This is a genomic window from Bdellovibrio sp. BIS2 (assembly GCF_055398295.1).
In genome coordinates this window covers 3155536-3177021 of the sequence record NZ_AP035879.1, presented here as the reverse complement: position 1 = coordinate 3177021, position 21486 = coordinate 3155536, and the positions used below count along the sequence as shown (strand labels likewise).

General features: G+C 50.9%; 16 protein-coding genes. 9 read left to right on the top strand and 7 right to left on the bottom strand.

Features of this window, described 5'->3' with window-relative positions:
* Nucleotides 1–89 precede the first annotated feature (89 nt).
* Nucleotides 90–1721, top strand: coding sequence for a HAMP domain-containing methyl-accepting chemotaxis protein (locus ACZ520_RS15085; protein WP_464126341.1), 1632 nt, complete (start codon nt 90–92; stop codon nt 1719–1721).
* Between the two features lie 166 nt (nt 1722–1887).
* Entirely contained in the window at nt 1888–2697 is an 810-nt protein-coding gene (locus ACZ520_RS15080; RefSeq protein WP_088566761.1) for a L,D-transpeptidase, read from the top strand.
* On the opposite strand, the gene ACZ520_RS15075 is transcribed toward ACZ520_RS15080, so the two are convergent.
* The 6 genes from ACZ520_RS15075 to ACZ520_RS15050 form a co-directional block, all read right to left on the bottom strand.
* Entirely contained in the window at nt 2694–4787 is a 2094-nt protein-coding gene (locus tag ACZ520_RS15075; protein ID WP_374031124.1) for a S9 family peptidase, read from the bottom strand. The genes ACZ520_RS15080 and ACZ520_RS15075 overlap by 4 nt on opposite strands.
* Nucleotides 4788–4834: 47 nt before the next feature.
* Complete coding sequence (locus ACZ520_RS15070) at nt 4835–5776, bottom strand: NmrA family NAD(P)-binding protein (protein ID WP_088564318.1); 942 nt, start codon at nt 5774–5776, stop codon at nt 4835–4837.
* 144 nt (nt 5777–5920) lie between these two features.
* Nucleotides 5921–7621, bottom strand: a complete 1701-nt coding sequence (recN, locus tag ACZ520_RS15065; protein WP_088564319.1) for a DNA repair protein RecN — start codon at nt 7619–7621, stop codon at nt 5921–5923.
* A 15-nt stretch (nt 7622–7636) separates the two neighbouring features.
* Nucleotides 7637–8548, bottom strand: coding sequence for an NAD(+)/NADH kinase (locus ACZ520_RS15060; RefSeq protein ID WP_088564320.1), 912 nt, complete (start codon nt 8546–8548; stop codon nt 7637–7639).
* Entirely contained in the window at nt 8548–10587 is a 2040-nt protein-coding gene (locus ACZ520_RS15055; protein ID WP_088566762.1) for a M3 family metallopeptidase, read from the bottom strand. The genes ACZ520_RS15060 and ACZ520_RS15055 overlap by 1 nt, the downstream gene beginning before the upstream one ends.
* Before the next feature lie 488 nt (nt 10588–11075).
* The gene (locus ACZ520_RS15050) at nt 11076–11660 is read right to left on the bottom strand and encodes a hypothetical protein (protein ID WP_088564322.1); all 585 of its coding nucleotides are present in this window, start codon (nt 11658–11660) and stop codon (nt 11076–11078) included.
* Between the two features lie 257 nt (nt 11661–11917).
* On the opposite strand from ACZ520_RS15050, the gene ACZ520_RS15045 reads away from it, so the two are divergent.
* The 4 genes from ACZ520_RS15045 to ACZ520_RS15030 are packed head-to-tail and all read left to right on the top strand — an operon-like array spanning nt 11918 to nt 15113.
* Nucleotides 11918–12433, top strand: coding sequence for a hypothetical protein (locus tag ACZ520_RS15045; protein WP_088564324.1), 516 nt, complete (start codon nt 11918–11920; stop codon nt 12431–12433).
* A gap of 2 nt (nt 12434–12435) precedes the next feature.
* Complete coding sequence (locus tag ACZ520_RS15040; RefSeq protein WP_088564325.1) at nt 12436–13191, top strand: hypothetical protein; 756 nt, start codon at nt 12436–12438, stop codon at nt 13189–13191.
* Nucleotides 13192–13209: 18 nt separating this feature from the next.
* Nucleotides 13210–13905, top strand: coding sequence for an ABC transporter ATP-binding protein (locus ACZ520_RS15035; protein WP_088564326.1), 696 nt, complete (start codon nt 13210–13212; stop codon nt 13903–13905).
* Entirely contained in the window at nt 13905–15113 is a 1209-nt protein-coding gene (locus tag ACZ520_RS15030; RefSeq protein WP_088564327.1) for an ABC transporter permease, read from the top strand. The genes ACZ520_RS15035 and ACZ520_RS15030 overlap by 1 nt, the downstream gene beginning before the upstream one ends.
* Before the next feature lie 32 nt (nt 15114–15145).
* Here ACZ520_RS15030 and ACZ520_RS15025 read toward each other — a convergent pair whose 3' ends face one another.
* Complete coding sequence (locus ACZ520_RS15025) at nt 15146–16921, bottom strand: NHL repeat-containing protein (protein WP_464126335.1); 1776 nt, start codon at nt 16919–16921, stop codon at nt 15146–15148.
* 424 nt (nt 16922–17345) lie between these two features.
* Between ACZ520_RS15025 and ACZ520_RS15020 the strand changes: the two genes are divergently transcribed.
* The 3 genes from ACZ520_RS15020 to ACZ520_RS15010 are packed head-to-tail and all read left to right on the top strand — an operon-like array spanning nt 17346 to nt 21486.
* The gene (locus tag ACZ520_RS15020; protein ID WP_088564328.1) at nt 17346–18344 is read left to right on the top strand and encodes a diacylglycerol/lipid kinase family protein; all 999 of its coding nucleotides are present in this window, start codon (nt 17346–17348) and stop codon (nt 18342–18344) included.
* An 18-nt stretch (nt 18345–18362) separates the two neighbouring features.
* A complete protein-coding gene (locus tag ACZ520_RS15015) occupies nt 18363–19382 on the top strand; it encodes an SDR family oxidoreductase (protein WP_374033924.1) in 1020 nt (339 codons plus the stop codon).
* Nucleotides 19357–21486 (top strand): dehydrogenase, encoded by a 2130-nt coding sequence (locus tag ACZ520_RS15010; RefSeq protein WP_464126332.1) that lies wholly within the window; start codon nt 19357–19359, stop codon nt 21484–21486. The genes ACZ520_RS15015 and ACZ520_RS15010 overlap by 26 nt, the downstream gene beginning before the upstream one ends.

Sequence of the window (21486 nt, the reverse complement as noted above, 5' to 3'; positions counted from 1 at the left end):
CTTCCTTTAAGAAACTGTCCCAAGCCCTTCAGTAAAGTTCGCATCAAAACGAAAAGTAGATCAGAACGTTATCGAGGAGTTATACATCTATGGGCAACATCACGTCCTGGTTTCGCGGCATCAAGGGAAAACTTCTATTCGCAGCGGCCCTTCCGATTGTGGCTTTCTGTATGGTCGGGGTTATCTCTGTCAACGGTGTGGGTCGCGTGAATGAGCTTCTGAAAAGTTCGCACAACGAAATCATTCCCAATATTCTGATTCTGACGGACATGCGCATTTCCCGGAATGCTTTTGGATTTCGTGCTTACTCAGCGCTAAGCCTTTTCAAGGCGGGGAAAGATATCGACGGCGAAGTGACGATGGCCGAACAGGCTTTGCATTCCTATCGCAAGGACTATGAAAAATACACCAAGACGTCTTTCACGGAAGAAGAAAAGGTCCTGTTTGAAAAGGCCCAGGACAAGTTCCCGGCCATTCTTGCGATCATGGAAGACATTCTGAAAAATCTTAAATCCAAAGATGCCGCCAGCCTTGAGAAAGCCGAAGAGCTTCTGCGCGGGGCCTACACCGTGGCGGGTGTTCCGGTGAGTGAGTTCACCGCCGCAGCCTTGAAAATCTATGAAGGTAAAGCCACGACCGAAGGAGTACTGGCTCATGAGGCCGAGCAGTCTGTAAAGATGTGGAATATTCTGACAACGATCATCGGGAATATTCTGATTTCCGGGACGTTGCTGTGGATTGCTTCGCGCATGTCCAAAGAGATCTCCGGCATCTCGGAAAAACTGACGGAAGCCAGCAATCATGTCGCCGGTGCCGTGACCCAGATGACCAGTGCGGGTACAAGTTTGTCCCAGTCTTCCACGGAAGCGGCCGCTTCTTTGGAGGAAACCGTGGCTTCTTTGGAAGAGCTTTCTTCCATGGTGCAGATGAACTCGGATAACGCCAAACAGGCGGCAAGTCTTTCGGCCTCCTCCCGTGAGGTTGCGGAAAAAGGTCAGGGTGAAATTTCAAAACTGATTTCGTCCATGGAGCAGATCTCTGGTTCCTCGCGAAAAATTGAGGAAATCATTCATGTGATCGACGATATCGCCTTTCAGACCAACCTGCTGGCGCTGAACGCCGCGGTGGAAGCCGCCCGTGCCGGAGAGCAGGGGAAAGGTTTTGCCGTGGTGGCTGAAGCCGTCCGTGCGCTGGCGCAACGAAGCGCCTCTGCCGCCAAGGACATCACCCAGTTGATCAAGCAGTCCGTGCAGCAGGTGGAAGAGGGCAGCCAGATCGCCAGCTCCAGTGGTGTGGTTCTGGATAATATTGTGACTTCAGTTAAAAAAGTGGCGGATTTGAACAATGAAATCGCCACGGCCAGCACCGAGCAGACAGCCGGGATTCAGCAGATCAGTAAAGCCATGAACCAGCTTGATCAGTCCGCACAGAGCAACGCCGCTTCCGCTGAAGAAATCGCCGCCTCCAGTGCCGAGATTGACTCGATGGCCGCCACCTCCCAGAAACTGACGTCTCAACTGAATGAAGTGATCCACGGTAAAGGGGGTGTGACGGCTGTTGCGCCGACAGTTGCCGCCGTGGCGGTCAGCAAGACGCCTGCCGTGACGGCCTCCCAGGCAGTAAAGGTGGCGGCCCCGAAGAAGGCTGCGAAAGCCTCGGCTGCCAGCGAGGTGATTCCGTTTGATGACGATCGCCAGGTGGGTACCATCGAGGGCTTCTAAGGCGGCCAAAACGCCTGTGTTGAACTTCTTTACTACGTGACTTTTTAGGGCCCCTTTCAGGGGCCTTTTCCATTCAAAGCCTCCAGCTTGCAGTACAGTGTCTCAAAATGTGGCAAAGTCTTTGCTGTATGAAATTCGTCTTTTCATAAAAAAGAACGGAGTGATTATGAAGAACGTTATGAAGTACGGAGTCGTAGCCGCGGCTTTGGTTGTCAGTCAATCCGCGTCGGCCTCTTTCTGGGGTAAGGTGAAAAATGCCTTTAACGACTGCAAATACGAAGATCAGGAGTACAGCCAGGTCTATTCGTATGAAAAAGCCGTGACGCCGCGTCTGCCAGAATACCTAAGACCGCAGCAGGCATTCAGTGAGCAGGATTTCTATTCCAAGCCCTGGCTGCGTGATTTCCGCTATGTGATCGTGATCAACAAGGCTGAACATGGCCGTACCGCCCAGACAATGCGTGTGTACGAATATGGCCGCGTTGTTATCAACAGCAAAGTATCCACAGGCCGCGAAGGTCTGGAGCTGAAACGTAAAAACAAAGAGTGCACGGGCGCTCCGGCGAAGTCTTACTGGTCTCAGACCCCAACGGGTTATTACACGCCGAAATTCCTGTCTAAAGATCACCACTCCAGTTCATGGGATTCTTCCATGCCGTTTGCGATCTTCTATGACGTGGACAACGGTTTGGCTTTGCATGAAGTTTACAAGAAATACACGGACTATCTTGGAGGCCGCGCTTCCGGTGGTTGCACCCGTCAGGATGCGAAAACAGCTGAAGAGTTGTTCAACCGTGTGAAGGAAACTGAGCGCGCCACCATCCCTGAAATCAATCCGGACGGAACTCCGGTGTTGAATGAGGATGGCAGCGTGAAGTACATCAACTCTCAGTACTGGACAAGCCAGAAGACCGGCGAAACTGTGAAGTTCAACACTTTCAGTGCGCTGATCATCGTGCAGGACGTAAGAGACTAATTCTTATTTCCGTTAACCATCAGAATAAATGCATATTCCGTGGCCGTTTCTTTCAACTGATCGAAGCGGCCGGAAGCTCCTCCATGACCTGACTCCATGTCAGTCTTCAAAAGAATCATCGAAGTCCCTTTGTTGTGTTCGCGAAGCTTCGGCACCCATTTCGCCGGCTCCCAGTATTGTACCTGAGAATCGTGGAAACCTGTTGTCACCAAAACATTCGGATAAGCCTGGTCCTTGACGTTGTCGTAAGGAGAGTACTTGCGGATGTACTCGTAGTCCTCTTTCACATTCGGATTGCCCCACTGGTCGTATTCGCTGGTGGTCAAAGGAATGCTATCATCCAGCATGGTTGAGATCACATCCACGAACGGCACCTGGGCCACCATACCTTTGTAAAGATCCGGGCGCAGATTCATCACCGCCCCCATCAAAAGGCCGCCGGCACTTCCACCCATGGCAAAAGTGTGTTCCGGAGTCGAATAGCCGTCTTTGATCAGAGCTTCGGTGACGTCAATAAAGTCATTGAAGGTGTTCATCTTTGAATGCGTGCGGCCCTGGTCATACCAGTGACGGCCCATCTCGGAACCCCCACGGATGTGAGCCTTGGCATAGACAAAACCACGATCCACCAGGCTGAACAGATTGCTGCTGAACCAAGGGTCCATGTTCGCGCCGTAGGATCCGTAGCCGTAAACCAGCATCGAGGACTTGCCGTCTTTCTTGAAGTCCTTTTTCATGATCAGGGACACTGGAACTTTGGTGCCATCGCGAACTGTCAGGAATACGCGCTCGGTTTTGTACAAGTCGGCGTTGTAGTTCGGGATCTCTTTCACTTTTTTCAAAACCTGTTCTTTGGTTTTGACGTTCAGGTCGTAAACAGAATCCGGCAGACGCATGGATTCATAGTTATAGCGCAGCCATTCGGTGTCGTATTCACGGTTGTCGCCGACAGATGCCAGATAGCTTGGATCTGCGAACTTCAGCTCGTAAGGATTCTGGGCGTTGCGGTCCGCAATGCGCACTTGAGTCAGGCCGTTGTGACGCTCGTCCAGTGCGATGAAGTCCTTAAACACGGTGACGCTTTCCAGGTACGTGTCATCCCGGTGAGGGATCAGTTCTTTCCAGTGTTTTTCCTCGGTGTGATCAAGGTCTGCCACCATCAGTTTGTAATTGCGGGCGTTTTTATTGGAAACGATATAGAACTTGTCGCCGCCATCCGTGACCGAGTATTCGTGCGCACGTTCGCGTGGATTGAACACCTTGAAAGTCCCTAGGGGGGTGTCTGCCGACATGAAACGTGTTTCGGTCGTCAGGGTGCTGTAGGAGCCGACGAAGATGAACTTTTCAGACAAAGACTTGTAAACGTAAACGCTGAAGGTGTCGTCTTTCTCGTGATAGACCAGATCCTTTTTGTGCGTTTTGATGTTGTAGCGATAGATCTTCTCTGAACGCAGGGTTTCTGGGTGCTGTTCGGTATAGAAGATCGTTTCATTGTCATTGGCCCAGCTCAGGTTGCCGGTGACATTTTCGATTTTTTCTGCCAGCACTTTCCCGGTGGTCAGATCCTTAAAGTGAATCGTGTAGAATCGTCGGCCCACGGTATCCACCGCATAAGCCATCATTTTGTGGTTTGGACTCATGCGCGGACCGGTTGAGCTGAAGTAGCTGTGCCCTTTTGCCAGTTCCGGAACATTGATCAGAATTTCTTCCGGGCCCGTGGGGCTGCCTTTGTGGCGGGTGTGCAAAGGGTACTGCTGGCCCTTCTCATATCTTGCCGAATACCAGTAGTCACCGTCCTTGGCCGGCACGAAGGATTCATCTTCCTTCACGCGGGACTTCAGCTCTTGGAATATCTTTTCCTCAAGCTCTTTGGCGGGCTTCATCATTTCGTCAGTGTAGGCATTTTCTTTTTTCAGATAGTCGACGACTTTGGGATTCTCGCGTTCGCGCAGCCAGAAATAGTCGTCCATACGGATGTCGCCGTGTTTGGAAAGCTCGGTTGTGATCTTTTCAGGTTTCGGATAATCAAGATAATTTTTGTGCATGCATGAAACTCCCAGAAGTGCGATAGCCAAGACACTTTTTTTCATTCGAAAAGGCTATCACCATCTTCCGGGAATTGGGAAGCACAAGAACCTTACGGTCTGGCTTCGCGCTCCGAGGACGGACGTGATTTTCTGTCTGCGTCAGCGCGCTGAGCGCGGGTGTAAGCATCCAGGAACGTTGTTCTGGCGAATTCCTCCAAAGATGTGGCCGTGGTGTTCTTTTTGTCGCGGTTGAAGGTGCCGGCGATGGTGCCGTTATTGAACGAGCGGCTCATTTCCAGCATGGCATCTGACCAGTCTTCGCTCAGACCGGCTCCGATCAGGTAATTTCTCATTTCCTGTTCAGGGACCTCGACATATTCAAGGTCGGGTTTTTTGATGGCCTGACCGATGATGCGCATAGCTTCTTCGAAGGTCACATCACGCTCACCTAAAAGATATTCGACATTGTGGGATTTGAACTCCGGATGCATCAACAGGAACGCAGCCCGGGCCGCAATATCACGGGTGGCAATCATTGGCACCGGAACTTCTCCGGACATGGTTCCAAAGAAGCGGTTCATCGAGATAATGCTGGGAATTCCGCTGAGCAGGTTTTCCATAAAGTACGTCGGGCGAAGGTGTACGATGTCCGCGCGGGTGATGGAGTTCAGCCTTTCTTCCTGATCATGCAGACCCAGGATAGGGCCTGTGCCGCTTTCAAGGTCGGCTCCGACACTGGAAAGATTCACCACCTTTTTGACGCCGGCCTCTTCGATGGCTTCGGCGATGACTTCACCGAATTTGTTTTGATAGAAGCGCACTTCTTTGGCGCTCAGGTCCGGGGGAATCATCGTAAAGACGGCGGAACAGCCACGCATGCAATCCATCAGGAAGCTCACGTCATTGGCGTCACCTTGCGCCAGTTCCGCGCCACGGAAGGCCTCTTTGTTCGGGAACTTGCGGGCCACGCAGCGCACTTGTTGGCTGTTTGCCAGAAGGTGAGTGGTGATTTTTGAACCGATGTGACCTGTAGCTCCCATAACAAGAATCATAGCCCGTCTCCTTAAAATATGAGTGTAGGCTTCAATGGTAGGGGATCGGCTTCGGAGGGGGGAACTTACAAATTAGAAAGGCTGCTTTGTGGGCAGCCTTTCTTTAGTTTTATTCTACTCCGCCAGGGTCGGAGTGTAGACCAGCTAGTTTTGTTTGGCGTCTGCCAAGAGTTGCTCAGCGTGGGCCAGGGATGTTTTGGAGATCTTTTCACCGCTGATAAGACGGGCGATTTCCTGAACACGATCCTTTTGTTTGAGTTCTGACACGACCATGTTGACAGAATCTTTTTGCGGAGACTTCTGGATAAAGAAGTGAATATCTCCGAACGCTGCCACCTGTGGAAGGTGAGTCACGCAGACAACCTGTTGTCCTTTGGCAATCGTGCGCAGCTTGCGACCGACTTTTTCTGCCGTTTCGCCAGACACGCCGGTATCCACTTCATCAAACAGATACGTGCGCGGCTGATTGCTGGAGCCCACCACGCGCTTCAGTGACAAAAGAATACGGCTCAACTCACCACCCGAAGCAAACTTCGCCAGCGGGCGTTTTGCGTCCTTGGCAGAGGTCTGACTTAGGAATTCCACATCACTTAGACCTGTGGACGCCAGTTCCTGCAGTTTTTCAGTCATCACATGGAAGGTCACGCCTTTCATGTTCAGATCCAGTAGTTCTGCGTTCACGCTGTCGGCCAGAAGCTCGGCTCCTTTTTGACGGCGTTTGTGCAGATCCGCACCCAGAGTTTCAAGCTCTTTCAAAATCACGGAAGCTTCTTTTTTCAAAGATTCCACGCGGCTTTCAGAGTTTTGCAGGTTGGAGATTTCAATTTCCATCTCCATCAAAGCCTTCAGGATGTCATCGACCGTGGCGCCGTATTTTTTCTGCAGCTTGCGCAGATCGCTCAGGCGGCTTTCGGCTTCTTCCAGACGTTGAGGGTCCGCATCGATCTTGTTTGCGTACTGGCGCAGATCATAGATGCTTTCATCGATCAAAGTCTTGGCTTGTTCCAGATTTTCCAGCTTCGCCGCAATCTGCGGGTCGACGTTGGAAATCTCAAGGCCTTTTTTCAGGATCGCATTCAGGCGGCTGATCGCAGAATCATCATCCGTGTACAGGGCCGATTCCGCCTGATCCACAAACGCACCAATGCGGTTTGAGTTCTTCAGTTTTTTGACTTCGACTTCCAGTTCGTGGTCCTCGCCGGGGGAAAGATCCAGATTGGCGATTTCATCACGCTGATAAGTCAAAAAATCCAGACGCTGGGCCTTTTGTTTGGCATCGCTTTCAAGTTTTTTGATTTCAGCAAAGATCGCGTGATAGCGGTTGAATTTTTCCGTGAACAACAAACGTTTGTCCCAGGTGCCCGCGTACTGATCCAAAAGATCCAGGTGATAGTGCTTGGACATCAGGTTGCGGTTTTCGTGCTGACCGGTCATTTCAATCAGCGGTGCGGAATGACCTGCCAGTTCCACCATCGGGGCCACAATGTCACGCAGGCTGTTCAGGGTGCTCAGGCTGCCGTTCAGGTAGACTTTGGATTTGTCACCGGAACTGAGCACGCGGCGAACGATCAGGGTGTGCTCGTCGGCTTCAATGCCCATATCGTGCAGCATTTTTTGAATATCGGGGCGGGAGGAAATATCAAATGAACCCTCGATGGTCGCCTGGGTGGCGCCTGTGCGAATGGTGTCGCTGGAACCTTTGCCCCCCATCAACAGGGAAAGACTTTTCAGCAGAACGGATTTACCGGCGCCGGTTTCACCGCTCATGATGTTCAGTCCCTCTTTGAAAGAGACATGAAGGTTTTCGATAATCGCAAAATTGGACACTTTCAACTCAAGTAACATAATCTTTCCTTAAGCTCAGTTTCGATCGCCGAATTTCAGTTTCTCGCGCAGCAAATGGAAATAGTTGTGATTGGCTTCACGAACCATCCAGTGGTCATAACAAGAACGGCTGATGATGACTTCGTCATCGGCCGTCAGTTCCGTCATCTTCTGTCCGTCCACGATGAAGTGGGCCTTCTGGGTTTTACCCTCCAGACGGAAAGAAAGCTCCCGGTCATCCGGGAACAACAACGGACGGGAAGTCAGGCTGTGCGGCGCCACCGGAGTCACCACAAACACCGGGGACTCGGGATGGCAGATCGGGCCGCCCGCTGCCAGATTGTACGCCGTGGAGCCCGAAGGGCTGGCCACGATGAAACCATCGGCCTTCACCTGACTTACCAAGAACTTTTCAGAATAAATCGCCGTGTTGATCAATTGGGACATCGAGCCCCTTTCAATCACCATGTCGTTCAGCGCATGGTACTCGGCGCGAACCTTTCCTTTGCGCAGAATTTTGGAATAGATCATGGAGCGCGGACGCTGAACCATTTTCCCTTCCAGAGTTTTTTCGATGATATCAAAGCAGGAATCCGCACTGTGAGCCGTCAGGAACCCCAAAGAGCCCATGTTAAAGCCCAGAATAGGAACACTGCGACCTTCCAGCAGGCGCACGGCGCGCAGGTAAGTCCCGTCACCGCCCAGAACGATCACCAGTTTCAGATCGTCCATGTGCTTTTTGGTTTTCGCCGCCTTGGTGCCCGCTACCACTTTCTGGTCCGGGCAGGTAAAGACGTCAAAGCCGCGTTCTTTCAAAAACTCCGCGACCTTTTTAGCCAAAGAGACCGCTTGCGCAGTCTCCAGGCGATAGACCAAACCAATGCTGCCGTTTTCTTTCAAAACCAGCTTGCTCTGTTTGTGTTCTTTGTCCATCGAACTCTTCTTCATTAAATCAGTCCATCACGACGCAAAAGAGCGTTTGGATCCGGCTCACGACCGCGGAATTTCTTGTACAAATCCATCGGGTGCTCGGTGCCGCCACGGCTCAGAACATTGTCTTTGAACTTCTTGGCCACTTCCTGATTGAACAGGCCTTTTTCCTTGAAGTACTCAAAGGCATCCGCATCCAGAACCTCGGCCCATTTGTATGAGTAATAACCTGCAGAATAACCGCCAGCAAAGATGTGGCCGAAGCTGCAAGAGGAATTCGCGCCATCCACTTTCGGGAACAGACGGGTTTCGGCCGTTGCCAGCTCTTCAAACGCGTCCACGTCCTTGATCGTGCCCGGATCGGTGGAGTGCCATGCCATATCCATCAGACCGAACTGCAACTGACGGCAGGACATGTAACCCGCCTGGAATTTCTGGGAGCGTTTCAATTTCTCGATCAGCTCCGCCGGCATTGGTTCGTTGGTTTCGTAGTGACGGGCAAAGATGTCCAAGCCCTCTTTTTCACCCACCCAGTTTTCCATGATCTGGGAAGGAAGCTCCACGAAGTCCCAATAGACATTGGTACCGCTCAATGAAGGATACGTGCACTCAGACAGCATGCCGTGCAAAGCGTGGCCGAATTCGTGGAACAGCGTGCGAACTTCGTCATACGTCAAAAGTGACGGCTTGGTCGGAGTCGGCTGCGTGAAGTTGCACACGATGCTGACGTGTGGGCGTTTCATTTCGCCGTCGATCAGACCCTGTGAACGGAACTGAGTCATCCAAGCGCCGCCTTTTTTGGTCTCGCGCGGGAAGTAGTCCGTATAGAACAGACCCATGTATTTGCCAGAAGCATCTTCATAGATCTCGTAAGCTTTCACTTCCGGGTGATAGACCGGGATTTCTTTGTTTTCTTTGAAAGTCAGGCCGTAAAGTTTCTTCGCGTGTGCGAACACACCTTCAACCACGTTTTCAAGTTTGAAGTAAGGGCGCAGGTCCTCTTCGTTGAACGCGTAACGCTCTTCTTTCAGTTTTTCAGAGTAATAAGCCACGTCCCAAGGTTTGATCTCTTTCAGACCATCCAGCTTGTTCGCGAACTCTGTCAGTTCCTGAACGTCTTTCAGGCCCGCGTTCTTGGAAGCCGCCAGAAGTTTGTTCAGGAAGTCCATAACAGTTTTTGGATTTTTCGCCATACGCTCGGCCAAGACGAAGTCAGCATGCGTGGTGAATTTCAGAACTTTCGCGCGCTTGTCACGAAGCTCAACAATTTTCAGAACGTTGGCCTGATTGTCGAACTCACCTTTGAAGGCCTTGGAAGAAAACGCTCTCCACATTTTCTCACGAAGCGCACGGTTTTTTGCGTAAGTCATGAACGGAAGGTAAGAAGGGATCTGCAGATTGAACATCCACTTGCCGTCGTGACCTTTGGATTTCGCCAAAGCCGCCGCACCTTCCAGTGTGCCCTCAGGCAAACCCTCAACATCTTCTTTTTTATCCAAAAGCATTTCGAAGGAATTGGTCGCCTTCAAAACGTTCTCAGAGAATTTCGGACCAAGAACAGAAAGCTCCTGATCGATCTGACGAAGAACTTCCTTGTCAGCCGCATTCAGCAAAGCTCCGTTGCGAGTGAAAGACAGGTAAGTTTTTTCCAGCAGGCGAGTCTGTTCCAGATTCAGGTTCAAGGATTCACGCTTGTCATAAACAGCTTTCACACGCGCAAAGATCTCAGCATCCAAAGAGATGTCAGAACTTAAAGCCGTCAGCATCGGATAAATATCTTTAGCCAAAGCCTGAAGCGCTTCATCCGCATGAGCCACTTCCAGGTTGGAATAGATCGTGGAAATCTGATCCGCATGAACGCTGGCCGCTTCCAAAGCCACAATGGTATTCTCAAAATCCGGAGCCGCCGGATTGGCCTTGATCTTAGCCACATTTTCTTTAGCCATCTTGATGGCTTCTTCAACCGCCGGCACATAGTGCTCAACTTTGATCAAATCAAAAGGCACTGCCTGATCTTTGTTTTTGAAGGGTTGCAAAAGAGGATTAGTCGTATTCATAGGAACCTCCATGGATAGAGTAAAAACACCCTTCTTTTCTTCCATGAAACAGACCCGAAATAAAGCGAAAAACCCGGATAAAAAAATGACTCAACCCGACGCCACCAGACGGGTCAAACGACAGTACTTTTTAACTCCCAAACCCCGACGAAAAGACCACCCACAGCCCAAACTGTGAGGACCGTGAATAATGCAGGAGTGACCAGCAAAGGGGGATTTCAAGTTTTTTACCCGAACAAGCCGGGAAAGAGGCATTGGGGAGAGGGGGAAAGGCTTTATTGGGGCCTCCGGCCCAGGGATGGTCGCGAAGCGAGTGCCGGCAGAGGGCAGGAGCCCGTGCCCCAAGAAAGCCTTTCCCCCTCTCCCCAAGGCCGCCGTCCAAATTCACTTCGGGTAAAAATGGAAAGCCCCCTTTGGTGGTTATTCCAAAGGGGGCGTATGATGCGGCATATTAGTCCGTTAAAACGGTCGAGAAGTGCCGCGCCTCTCTAGTTTTTAACACAAACTCCAAGATTCGAACCGGACAGAACTTGACGGCATGTCGCCCCGACACCGCAAGTGTTCCCTTGGCTCAAAACGCAGCTCTGAGTGAGGGTCTGAGAGCAGCTGGAGAAGCTGTTAGAATTCGTTGGAATATTGGAGTACTGCGGATGATTGATCGTCATCTGCGGAGCTGACGGAATGGACATGTAGCCGAAGCCCCAGCCGTATCCGTAAGACCAGAAGAAGTAATCATTCCAGTAAGGCATGATCAGTTGTTGCTGAACGCAGCCCAAACCAAATGTGCCGTTGTAAGTTGGCAGATAGCCATTCGGGCAACCACAGAACCCTTGCTGAGCAAAGATAGTCGAATAGTTGTAGGCATAATTGTACAGGCCCGGATAAGGGATGAAACCCGAATAGTTGTAATAAGCGGTGTTATTACAATACGAAGTTCCGTTGATGCAGTTTAGCTGCAACGGTGTGGTCGCGATCTGACCGGGATTGGTCACGGTGTTGTTTCCACCATTGTTATCCGGTTGGCAGGCTGCCAACGCAAATACCGTCAGAACCATAGTTATGAGCTTTTTCATAAAGCACTCCCAAGGTTAAAAAATCTTTCAACAATGCCTAGGACTCCAAGTTCTGTGCCTTATGAGTTTTTATTCAGGAGCCTTATATTCGATTTCAGGGCGGGTTTTTACAATTTCGGGGCCAAAAAGCGTCACCTTGCGCCGCGAAAGGTTCCCGATATGAGATGGCGGCGAGGGTGGGAAATTTGGGGATTTTGGGGGTTGGCAGATGGGGAGTTCCCCTTTAGGCTTAAGGATATGTTCGAAGGGAGTCGATCATGAAGAAGTACATTGGATGTGTATTGGCCGCTCTATTGGCGTTGCCTGCTCAAGGCGCAATTTCTAAGCAAAAAGCAAAACCTGCTGCTTCCAAAATTCTTTCTGGTGAAGGCGTCAGCTTCGGTGGTCTTGCCGGAACCGGTTTCACTTTGATGGATGTTCGCCGTACTGCAGATGCAGGTAAAAAAGTTGAGCGCATCGTGATTGATGTCGGTGATATCAACGGCGGCATGCTGCGTGGCTGGCCGGGCTATTACTATGCAGAGCTGAAGAAAAATCCTCAGCGTCTGGTGGTGGACTTTGCCCAGATGCCGAATGCCAACATCGATCAAAAGCGTTTGAATGACCGTCTGAAAGGTTCTTTGGCCGTGGTGAAAACCAACATGAGTCTGGATCCCGTCGACAGTTCTTTGAACCTGACCCTGGATCTGAAAAAGAACACCAAAGTTCGTGTCTATCAGGTCGCCGGCAAGAAAAGCACCAGCAAGGTCGTTATTGACCTGATCGCGGAGTAGTCGTGATCGTGCGGGGACTTCTTTTCGCGGCACTGCTGATTTCTGCAACTTCGGCGCAGGCCCGTGTTTTTAATATCAACAATGAAACCTTCGCCGCCTATTTTGACGTGTCGGCGGGACCTTCCACTATCGGCACCGGCGCCTTCGATGGCGAAGCCACCGGGCTGAGCTACAGTGGGGGAGCCGGCTACAATTACAGTGGCGAGTTTGGTTTCCTGTATACGCGTCAGTACATGAGTCTGCGTTTCGGTCTTGAGATCATCAGACCCAGCGCCATCGAAGGCTCTTCTGCGACCAACGCCTCTGAAACAGAGCTGTACACCGCAGACAGCCAGATTCTGGGTTATGCCCCAAAGCTGGGGGTTGAATTCAATCTGCAAAGCAATGCACGCTCGCGGTCCTTTGTGGCTTTGGGTGTGGGTGCTGCCAGTGTGACCATGAAAAACAGCTACACGCTGACAACAGACGGGCAGACTGCTTTTCCGGGTGTTTCCAATCATGATGTGGAAGCCAAAGGGTCTGCCACTTTGCTGAATGCCTCTTTGGGCTACGAGGGACTTTTGACTGACACCACCACCATTGTTGTGGAAATGGGGTATCGTCAACTGAATATCGACAATCTGGAGTACACCAAGTCTGTCACCACTTTCAAAGGTCCGGTGAACAGCGGCGACAAAGTCACCACAGCCGCAGGCGAACAGCGTGATCTGAATTTGTCCGGCGCCTTTATCGCCATCGGCTTCCGCTTCTATCTTTAACTTCAAGGAGTCAGCAACATGAGTGCTCTGTATCGTCTTAAGGGCCTGGAATATTCATACCTTTGGAACGGCAAGCAAGTGCCGGTTTTGAAAGGCATTGATCTGGAACTGGAAAAAGGCTGTTTCACCTGTATCGTAGGCCCGAGCGGAACCGGAAAAACCACGTTGCTGAATCTTTTGGGTCTGATTGATACCCCCAGCAATGGACACCTTGAGTTTGCGGGCGAAGACGTCACTCATCTTCCTGAATCTGAAAAAGAAAACGTGCGCCTGCACAAGGTTGGATTCATCTTTCAGTCCTTTTATTTGATACCCACTTTGACAGTGCTTGAAAATACCTCTTATTTCCTGCCTTCGCTGGGTTACAACCACGCCAATGCCCAGAAGGTGGCGATGGAAACGCTGGATCTGTTGGGACTTGCCGATCACGCCAAGAAAAAGCCGCTGGAGCTTTCCGGTGGTCAACGTCAGCGTGTGGCCATTGCCCGCGCGATTGCCAAAAAACCTGCCGTGGTGCTGGCCGATGAGCCGACGGCGAATCTGGATTCGGTGACGGCGGAAAAAACCATCAACGCCTTCAAAGAACTTCAGAAATCTGAAAACACCAGCTTCATTTTCTCGACTCACGATTCACATCTGGTGAGTTTCGCCAAATCCGTGTACCGCATGAAAGACGGCATGATCGACAACACGAAAAACCAGGAGGCTGAATAATGTTGGAACTGTTGAAAATCTCCTGGCGCAATCTGTTCAGAAATCCTCGTCGCACCTGGGCCAGCCTTTGTACGGTGGCTTTGGGGGCTGCAGGCTTGTTGATTTACCAGGGCTTTAACACCGGCGTGATGAACCAGTACCGCGAAAACGTCATTCATGGATACTACGGTTATGGTCAGGTGTTCCCGCAGAACTATTTCGGCAAAGTTCACGAAACCCCGTGGAAGCTGTGGTTTGAAAATGCCGATGAAATCGAAAAGCAGATCCGCAGTTCTGCATCTGTGACGGAAGTCTTCCCGCGCGTGTCGTTTTATTCTTTTATCGTCAAAGGCGGCATCACCCTGGGTGGTAAAGGCGAAGGGGTGATTCCAGAGCGTGAAAACAAGTTCTTCACGGAAATGAACTTCATCGAAGGCCACGACTTGCAAGGACAGGATCAAATCATTCTTGGCAAAGGTCTGGCGGAAAGCATCGACGCGAAAACCGGGGATGTGGTGACTTTGCTGACCCAGACTGTGAATGGTCAACTAAATGGGGCGGACCTGACCGTGGCCGGGATCTTCTTTACCGGAAAGAAAGTCATCGATGATTCCTTCTATCGTGTCGATCTGAAGCAGGCGCAGGCGCTGCTTGATACCACTCGTGTTGAGATGTTCTCGTTGGCAACAAAGGGTGTGGAAGCTTGGCCGTCGGTGGATGCGGATTTGCGCAAAGCCAATCCGTCTTTGGAGGCGGTGCCCTTTGAGATTCTGGACAAGAACTACTATCAGAACTCGGTGGACTTCCTGAATGCGCAGTTCTCCTTCATCCGATCCATCATTCTGGTGATTGTGGCGATGGGGATCTTTAATGTGATCTCCACAGGCTTGCTGGAAAGAGCGGGCGAGATGGGCGCTCTTCGTGCTAATGGTGAAAAGCGCAGCCGTCTGTTTAAGATCCTGATGATCGAAAACAGTTTGCTTGGCATTTTGGGCGGTTTCCTGGGTATTTGTATTGCGGTTGTAGTGGATGCAACCCTGCTTCGTCAGGGGATTCCGATGCCACCGGCTCCGGGAATCACACGTCAGTTCTTTGTATTCCTGGATATTCAGCCCAGCCACTATCTGCAGGCGCTGCTGTTGCCGATGATCGCGACAGTGGTGGCAAGTTTGTGGCCGGTGCGAAAGCTTCTGAAGAAATCAATCCCGGAACTTCTGCGTTCCACATAAAACGAAAAAAAGCGGCTGTTAAGCCGCTTTTTTTATTCTGCCTGAACCACGCCGGATGAGTTGAATTTCTGCACCCGGCTGTTGCCAGCCTCTGAAACATAGAAGTTGCTGCCCACGTCGATCATGATGTCGACAGGCATTGCAAATTCGCCTGCCGCAGCCCCGGCCTGACCATAGGTGGCCAGATGGGCTCCATCCGCAGAGAAGCGGACGATTTTATTTCCCGCCGCATCTGCGGTTAAAATGCTGCCGTCTTTGTCGATGGCGATGCCGAAGATCGTGGTGATGTTGCCTACGGCACCGGGCAGAATTGTCCAGGCTAAGCTGTTGTCCGGATTGACTTTTACCAATGCGCGGAACGGAGCGCCCGGCGCTGTCGAGGTGGCATCTGAAACAATGACTCCGCCATCCTCAGTCACGGCAACACTTATCGGAGAAATCAGGTTGCCCGCTCCCAAGGTGCCCAGTTCGACACCCGAAGTGTTCAGTTTTCTGATCAGGCCGTTGGTGGCATCAGTCTGGTAAATCACATCAATATCAAGGTTTTTGTCATGAACGATATCCAGGAAGTAGGTGCTGCCAGTAGGGGTGATTTCGCCTGCTGAAGTCCCGTCCGGATTGTACTTCATGATTTTGCCGTTAAGAAGGTTCGAGCCATAAATGATACCCTGGCTGTCAATGTCGATATCGTACATCAGGGTGCCAGCGGCGAAGGTCAGGTCGTTGAATCCGGTGGTGTCAAAGCGCTTGATGCCGGTCATGTCGCTGACATAGGTGTTACCCAGTGAATCGCGGGCCACTCCAAGAGCATTCGATAAGGTGGGATCATATTTGCGGGCCAGAGCTCCTGTGGTTTTGTTGTAAACTCGGGTTGTGGAGCTGTTCATGACATAGACTTCATTTCCAGCTTCGGCAAAGACAACGGGGCTGCTCGTGAACTGTGTGGCTCCGGCGCTTCCATCAGTCAGAAAGAGCAAAGCTCCGCTCGGATCAAATGAAATCAGATAACCATTGCTGTCACTTTGACTGATTAGGAAGTTGCCATTGGATAACAGGGCCAGGTCACCCACGTTGCTTGATGTAACCGTTGCCGGTGGGACCGGCAGGATTTGCGTCGGCCAAGTGACCTTGCTGTCATAGGTTCCGTTCGGCAGAAACTTCTGCAATCGATCTGACCAAGTATCTACAACATAAACGTTGCCGGCAGAATCAAGTGTGAATTTGGTATTACCCCAGAATTCGCCATCAGCGTTGCCCGAGGTGCCAGCACCGTAAGCCGCCATTTGTGCACCTGTGGTTTTGTTGTATTTGCGAATCTGATAGAAATAATTCAAAGCCAGATATACGTTGTCAGAAGAATCAAAGGCAATGTCCTGAGCCGACGGGAACGTGCCGCCTTCCTGAACAAATTCCTTAAACACACCCTGGGAAACTCCATCAAGATTGTATTTTTGAATGTATTCACGAACTGCGACACCACCACTGTCTCTTTCGATAAGACCTACATAGATCAAGCCAGTAGAGTCCACTCCCAACGAAGTGATTTCGCCATCCGGCCATTTCGAAGCGGCAGGCAGAGAAATGCTCTTCAGAACTTTTCCATCGGCAGTGGCGACATAGATTTGATGTTCAAACAGGGAAGCAGAGACAAACTTGTTTCCTGGTGCTGCACTCAAAAATGATTTGTGCTTCAGATTGAAGGCCGGCTGCCCCAGAGGGAAACTTCCCTTGATCACCGTCACAGTTGGAGTTTGATCATCTCCGCCAGTGGATGGCGAAACGATTTCGCCAAAGCGATCCAAGCTCATAGTACAACCCGAAGTTGCTAATATTAATACAATGAGGGCGAGCGATGTTGATAGTTGCTTGAACATATTCGGTACCTTCTACGTGCCGTTTACGAGGTTATTACGTCGTGTTTCATAATACTTTTCGGAATTCGTTAAAAACTGCTCAAGATAATTCGAGGAAGGTTAGGGACCTGACTTGTTATTTTTTGCTCCACGAGTTAAATACCGTAACCCGTTCGTCGTGTTTCGGATTACAGAGAGGAAATGTCGTAGCCGGAGATGTGAGAGGCCTGTTGTCTCAAAGTGAACAGATATTGGTCAACGGTGCCAAAGTGACGTTTTCAGGCCTCTTTTAAAGGCTCAAATCCAATGAATAGGTTCTCAAAGCGAGACATGTTCGGTATGAGGTTTGCTATAAGGTACTTTCGGAGATTTAAAAATTATGAGAGTGTCCGTCCTTGTTAATTCCAAAGCAGGCTCTGTGAATGCAGAGTTGATCGAGGCGAAAGTGCGTGAAGCGCTTTTCCGCTGCGATCTGCGTTTCTGTCGTCCTTCGACGATGACAGAGATGTTTGACTTTGTTCAGGAAGAACAAGCGAAGAAAACGGACTACTTTATTATCTGCGGTGGTGACGGCACTATCAACGTGGCGATTCAGGCCATCATGAAATATCAAAACGGCGCGCAGATTCCTCCGATTGCCATTGTTCGTTCCGGCACCGCCAACGATTTGGCTCATGAAATTGGTGTATCCACCAGAATTGATACCGCTGTTCGCAATATCTTTGAAGGTGTTGTGAAAAACATCGACGTGATTGAAGTCAGCTCGGGTGAACAAGTCGCTTACATGCTGACCAACGGAGGTCTGGGACTTCCGGCCAAAGCGGCCGAACTGGCTAATAAATTCCGTTCTCACTTGCAGACCTTGGCGAATTGTCCGAAGTCGGCAAAGGCTTATCGTTTCCTTGCACAGAAAAGTTATCACGCGGTCAAAAAAATGGGGCCGAGTGTTTATTCCATGATGACCGCCGAAGCGATTCGCACCTGGAATCCTGAAGGCTGGGGTCTGGAAATTGAAATTCCTGGAAAAGTGAATGTTGAAACGTCGTCTCCGATCGTTCTGATCAATAATCAGCAAAAGATCGGCTCCAGTTTTGTCCCGGCGCCGTTTACCTCCAATACAGACGGTACGGTGAACCTGCTTCTTTCTGAAACCAACAGTATTCCTGGGCACACTTTGGCGGCATACCACCTCCGTCGCGGTTCCGTCGAGAAATCTCCGGTCTTTAAGTCTTTCGAGCTGAAAGAGTTCAGACTAAAGAGCCAGAATCCCGAGCGTGCTTTGACTTTCTTTGGGGATGGCGAGATCCTTCTCAGAGATGTTCAGGAAATCACAGTTCGTTGCCTGCATCACGGACTGCCAGTCATGGTCCGACAATAGTTCTATTCGGAGGTCATCGTGACCAAACCACGCATTCTCGTTACCGGAGGCACCGGCTTCCTGGGGAAACGGGTCATTCCTTTGCTTCGCGAAAAATTCGAGGTGGACGTGTTGTCTCGTTCGGGCAAGACTGAAGTCCAGGGCGACCTTTGTCAGTGGAATGCAGGTCTGGATCTGGATGCCTTACGCAAAAAGAAGTACGCACTGTTTCTGCACATGGCGGGGCTGTATGAACTGACTGCTCCGAAAGTGGATTGTTACCAGCACAATATCTCGGCCATGGGCACCGCTTTGAAAGTCGCCGAGGCTTTGGAAATCCCTTTCTTCGTCAACACCAGCACTGTGGCCGCGGGCATCAATTCTTCTTTGACCGTGGTAAAACCCAACGATCTGAATTTTCAAAAGACGTTCCCGGATGCTTATTCCGAATCCAAAGCTCATGGTGAACAGGTCCTGCAAAACTGGCCGACGGTTCACACCACGGGCCGCATCAACCTGCGTTTGGGGGTTTTGGTCGGGGACACGAAAACCGGCAGCATCGAGCGCATTGATGGCCCTTACCATGCGGCAGAGGCATTTAATAAAATACGCTCGGTGGTTGAATCCATTCCGACATCTTTGCCGCTTCCTGGGAACGACAAGACTCGTTTGCCATTGGTTCCAGTCGACAAGTGTGCGGAAGCCATTGTGAAGTTCTGTGAATGGGCGGTGCAGACCAAACCTCAGGGCTATCACAGTTTCCATGTAACCCCGAATCAGGGGTTGGCGGTGCGGGATCTTTATCTTTCTGCTTTAAAATCGCAGGCCATTCCGCATAAAGGAGTGATCCTGGTCGACAAGATCTCTGAAGCGCTGGTGCTGAAGCTTTCCAGTTTTATCGCGCGCTTCCCGGAAGAAGAGCTGCATTACCTGATGAACTTCCCGATCTACGACACCACCAGCACGCGCGAAATTCTGGGCGAAACATGGTGTCCTGAGTTCTTCCAATACGAACAAAAATTCTGGAGCGGCTATGAAGCGTACGTATCGAATCGCTGAGATCAGTTTCGGACGCCCCCACTGGGATGCCGCCTATGAATTTGACTTTGCCGGGGACCACTATGAGGTTCAGCGCTTTAGTGCCAATTTTTCTGTCGATGCAGTCGTCAGACTGATCGAAACCCTGCGCAATCAGGTCGACGCATTTGCCTTGACCAGCCTGCCGCCGGTGATCAAGCTCGATCAGAAAAGTTACGTTCACCGCCAGTATCTGGAAATCATGGCCACACCTTCCCCGGTGCCTTTGTGTGACGGGACAGGTTTGCGTGAAATTGCCAATATCAATTCTTTGGTAAAACATATCGAGTCCGGGGTCATTCAGCCTGAACGGGGAACCTTCTTCCCGACAGCAGTTCTATGCACCGAGCTTGAAGAATACATCCGTCACCGTTATCGCAAATCTGTCTATATCGGCGATGCTTATTCACTTTTGGGTCTGCCGTGGATGATTCAGCCGTTCCCGGGTCTGATGACGCTTTCAAAGCTGGCTTTGAATGTCGCCAACATCAAGGACATGAAACGCAATACTCCTCTGGCGCAGACCAAGATGCAGAAAATCAGTCGGTCTTCTTTGGCAGCCCAGGTTGAAAACGTGCAGTACGTTTTCTGTGATCTGCCGATGCTGCTTTTGTTTGATCAGGCGACGGATTTTGTGCGCGGCAAGGATCTGGTGATTTGGTCCTCGCATCCGGCAATGGAGGAAGAAGCCAAGAAGTATTCCCCACGCAGTATCATCAACCTGTTCCCGGAAAACTACCGGGTGCATCCGTATATGAACTATTCGGTTCTGGATGCGATGCTGCGCCTGTCTCACAAACGCACCGCCGCTTTGTCCATTGAAGAGTGGGAGCAGTTGATCACTGAAGACGTCGAAATCCGTCAGGTCGCGCGCAAATACGTGATGACTCGTAATTCGTCTACGCAGACAAAGATCTCTCAAGGGTTCAATGCGGTTCGAAACAAAGTGTTCAGCCAGCCTGAACCGGATTTTGCCTTTGTGATTCATGCGCTTTCTCACAATGATTTTATGCATGTGCCGGGACTGGGCGTGCTGAAGCATATGCCAAAAACCTGGAATGATCCGTTTGACCGAATGGCCGCGAAAGCGCCGCCGTTTGTTTACGGTCATATCAAGCACATCATCAGCGAAAGCAATGGCAAGGAAATCAACGGGATCATCTATGCCTTGCCAGCCACACCCAAAGTTCTGAAGAACTCGGACCCGGAAGTGATCTATCGCAAGATTGAAAGTATCTGTTATGATGCCGCCAATCGCGGGGCGAAAATGATCGGCCTTGGTGCTTACACGAAAATCGTGGGCGATCAGGGGATCACGATCAATCAGAACAGTCCGATTCCAGTCACCACCGGAAACAGTCTCAGTGCCTCGGCGACGTTGTGGGCTTTGGCCGATGTGGTTCAGAAGATGCACCTGTTAAAGCAGGACGCCAACACCGGCTATGTCGATGGCATGGCGATGGTGATCGGGGCGACGGGCTCTATTGGTAAAGTTTCAGCGAAACTGTTATCGATGATCTTTAAGCGTCTGTGTCTGGTGGCTCCACGCCTGAACCGTTTGGAAGAACTGCGCCAGGAAATCCAGCAGATGTCGCCGAACTGTGAAGTGATTATCACCACGGACGCCAACGAGCTGGCGGCGGATGCCGATGTGCTGGTGACGGCGACTTCGGCATTTGATCACAAGATCGTGGATGTGATGCGCTTAAAACCGGGCGCGGTGGTGTGTGATTGCTCGCGTCCGCTGGATTTTGATATCGAAGATGCCAAACAGCGTCCGGATGTTTTGATCATTGAATCCGGCGAGGTGGTTTTGCCGGGACCGGTGGAAATGAACTTTGACATGGGTCTTCCGGGAAACACTGTGTATGCGTGTCTGGCGGAAACAGCGCTGCTGACTTTGGAAGGTCAGTATGAGCCCTTCACCATGGGGCGCGATATCGAATGGCACAAAGTAAAACAGATCTATCAGATGGCGAAACGCCATGGGGTCAAGCTGGCGGCGATTCAGGGGCACACCGGAATTATCACGGATAAGGAAATCGAACTGACCCGGGAACTGGCTTTGTCTAAAAGAAAAAAATAA

Coding starts and splice junctions, on each gene's coding strand:
- ACZ520_RS15030 (WP_088564327.1), top strand. CDS start 13,905: ATGTTGGAACTGTTGAAAATCTCCTGGCGCAATCTGTTCAGAAATCCT.
- ACZ520_RS15075 (WP_374031124.1), bottom strand. CDS start 4,787: ATGAAAAAAAGTGTCTTGGCTATCGCACTTCTGGGAGTTTCATGCATG.
- ACZ520_RS15060 (WP_088564320.1), bottom strand. CDS start 8,548: ATGAAGAAGAGTTCGATGGACAAAGAACACAAACAGAGCAAGCTGGTT.
- ACZ520_RS15070 (WP_088564318.1), bottom strand. CDS start 5,776: ATGATTCTTGTTATGGGAGCTACAGGTCACATCGGTTCAAAAATCACC.
- ACZ520_RS15035 (WP_088564326.1), top strand. CDS start 13,210: ATGAGTGCTCTGTATCGTCTTAAGGGCCTGGAATATTCATACCTTTGG.
- ACZ520_RS15050 (WP_088564322.1), bottom strand. CDS start 11,660: ATGAAAAAGCTCATAACTATGGTTCTGACGGTATTTGCGTTGGCAGCC.
- ACZ520_RS15010 (WP_464126332.1), top strand. CDS start 19,357: ATGAAGCGTACGTATCGAATCGCTGAGATCAGTTTCGGACGCCCCCAC.
- ACZ520_RS15080 (WP_088566761.1), top strand. CDS start 1,888: ATGAAGAACGTTATGAAGTACGGAGTCGTAGCCGCGGCTTTGGTTGTC.
- ACZ520_RS15020 (WP_088564328.1), top strand. CDS start 17,346: ATGAGAGTGTCCGTCCTTGTTAATTCCAAAGCAGGCTCTGTGAATGCA.
- recN (WP_088564319.1), bottom strand. CDS start 7,621: ATGTTACTTGAGTTGAAAGTGTCCAATTTTGCGATTATCGAAAACCTT.
- ACZ520_RS15055 (WP_088566762.1), bottom strand. CDS start 10,587: ATGAATACGACTAATCCTCTTTTGCAACCCTTCAAAAACAAAGATCAG.
- ACZ520_RS15045 (WP_088564324.1), top strand. CDS start 11,918: ATGAAGAAGTACATTGGATGTGTATTGGCCGCTCTATTGGCGTTGCCT.
- ACZ520_RS15085 (WP_464126341.1), top strand. CDS start 90: ATGGGCAACATCACGTCCTGGTTTCGCGGCATCAAGGGAAAACTTCTA.
- ACZ520_RS15025 (WP_464126335.1), bottom strand. CDS start 16,921: ATGAGCTTGGATCGCTTTGGCGAAATCGTTTCGCCATCCACTGGCGGA.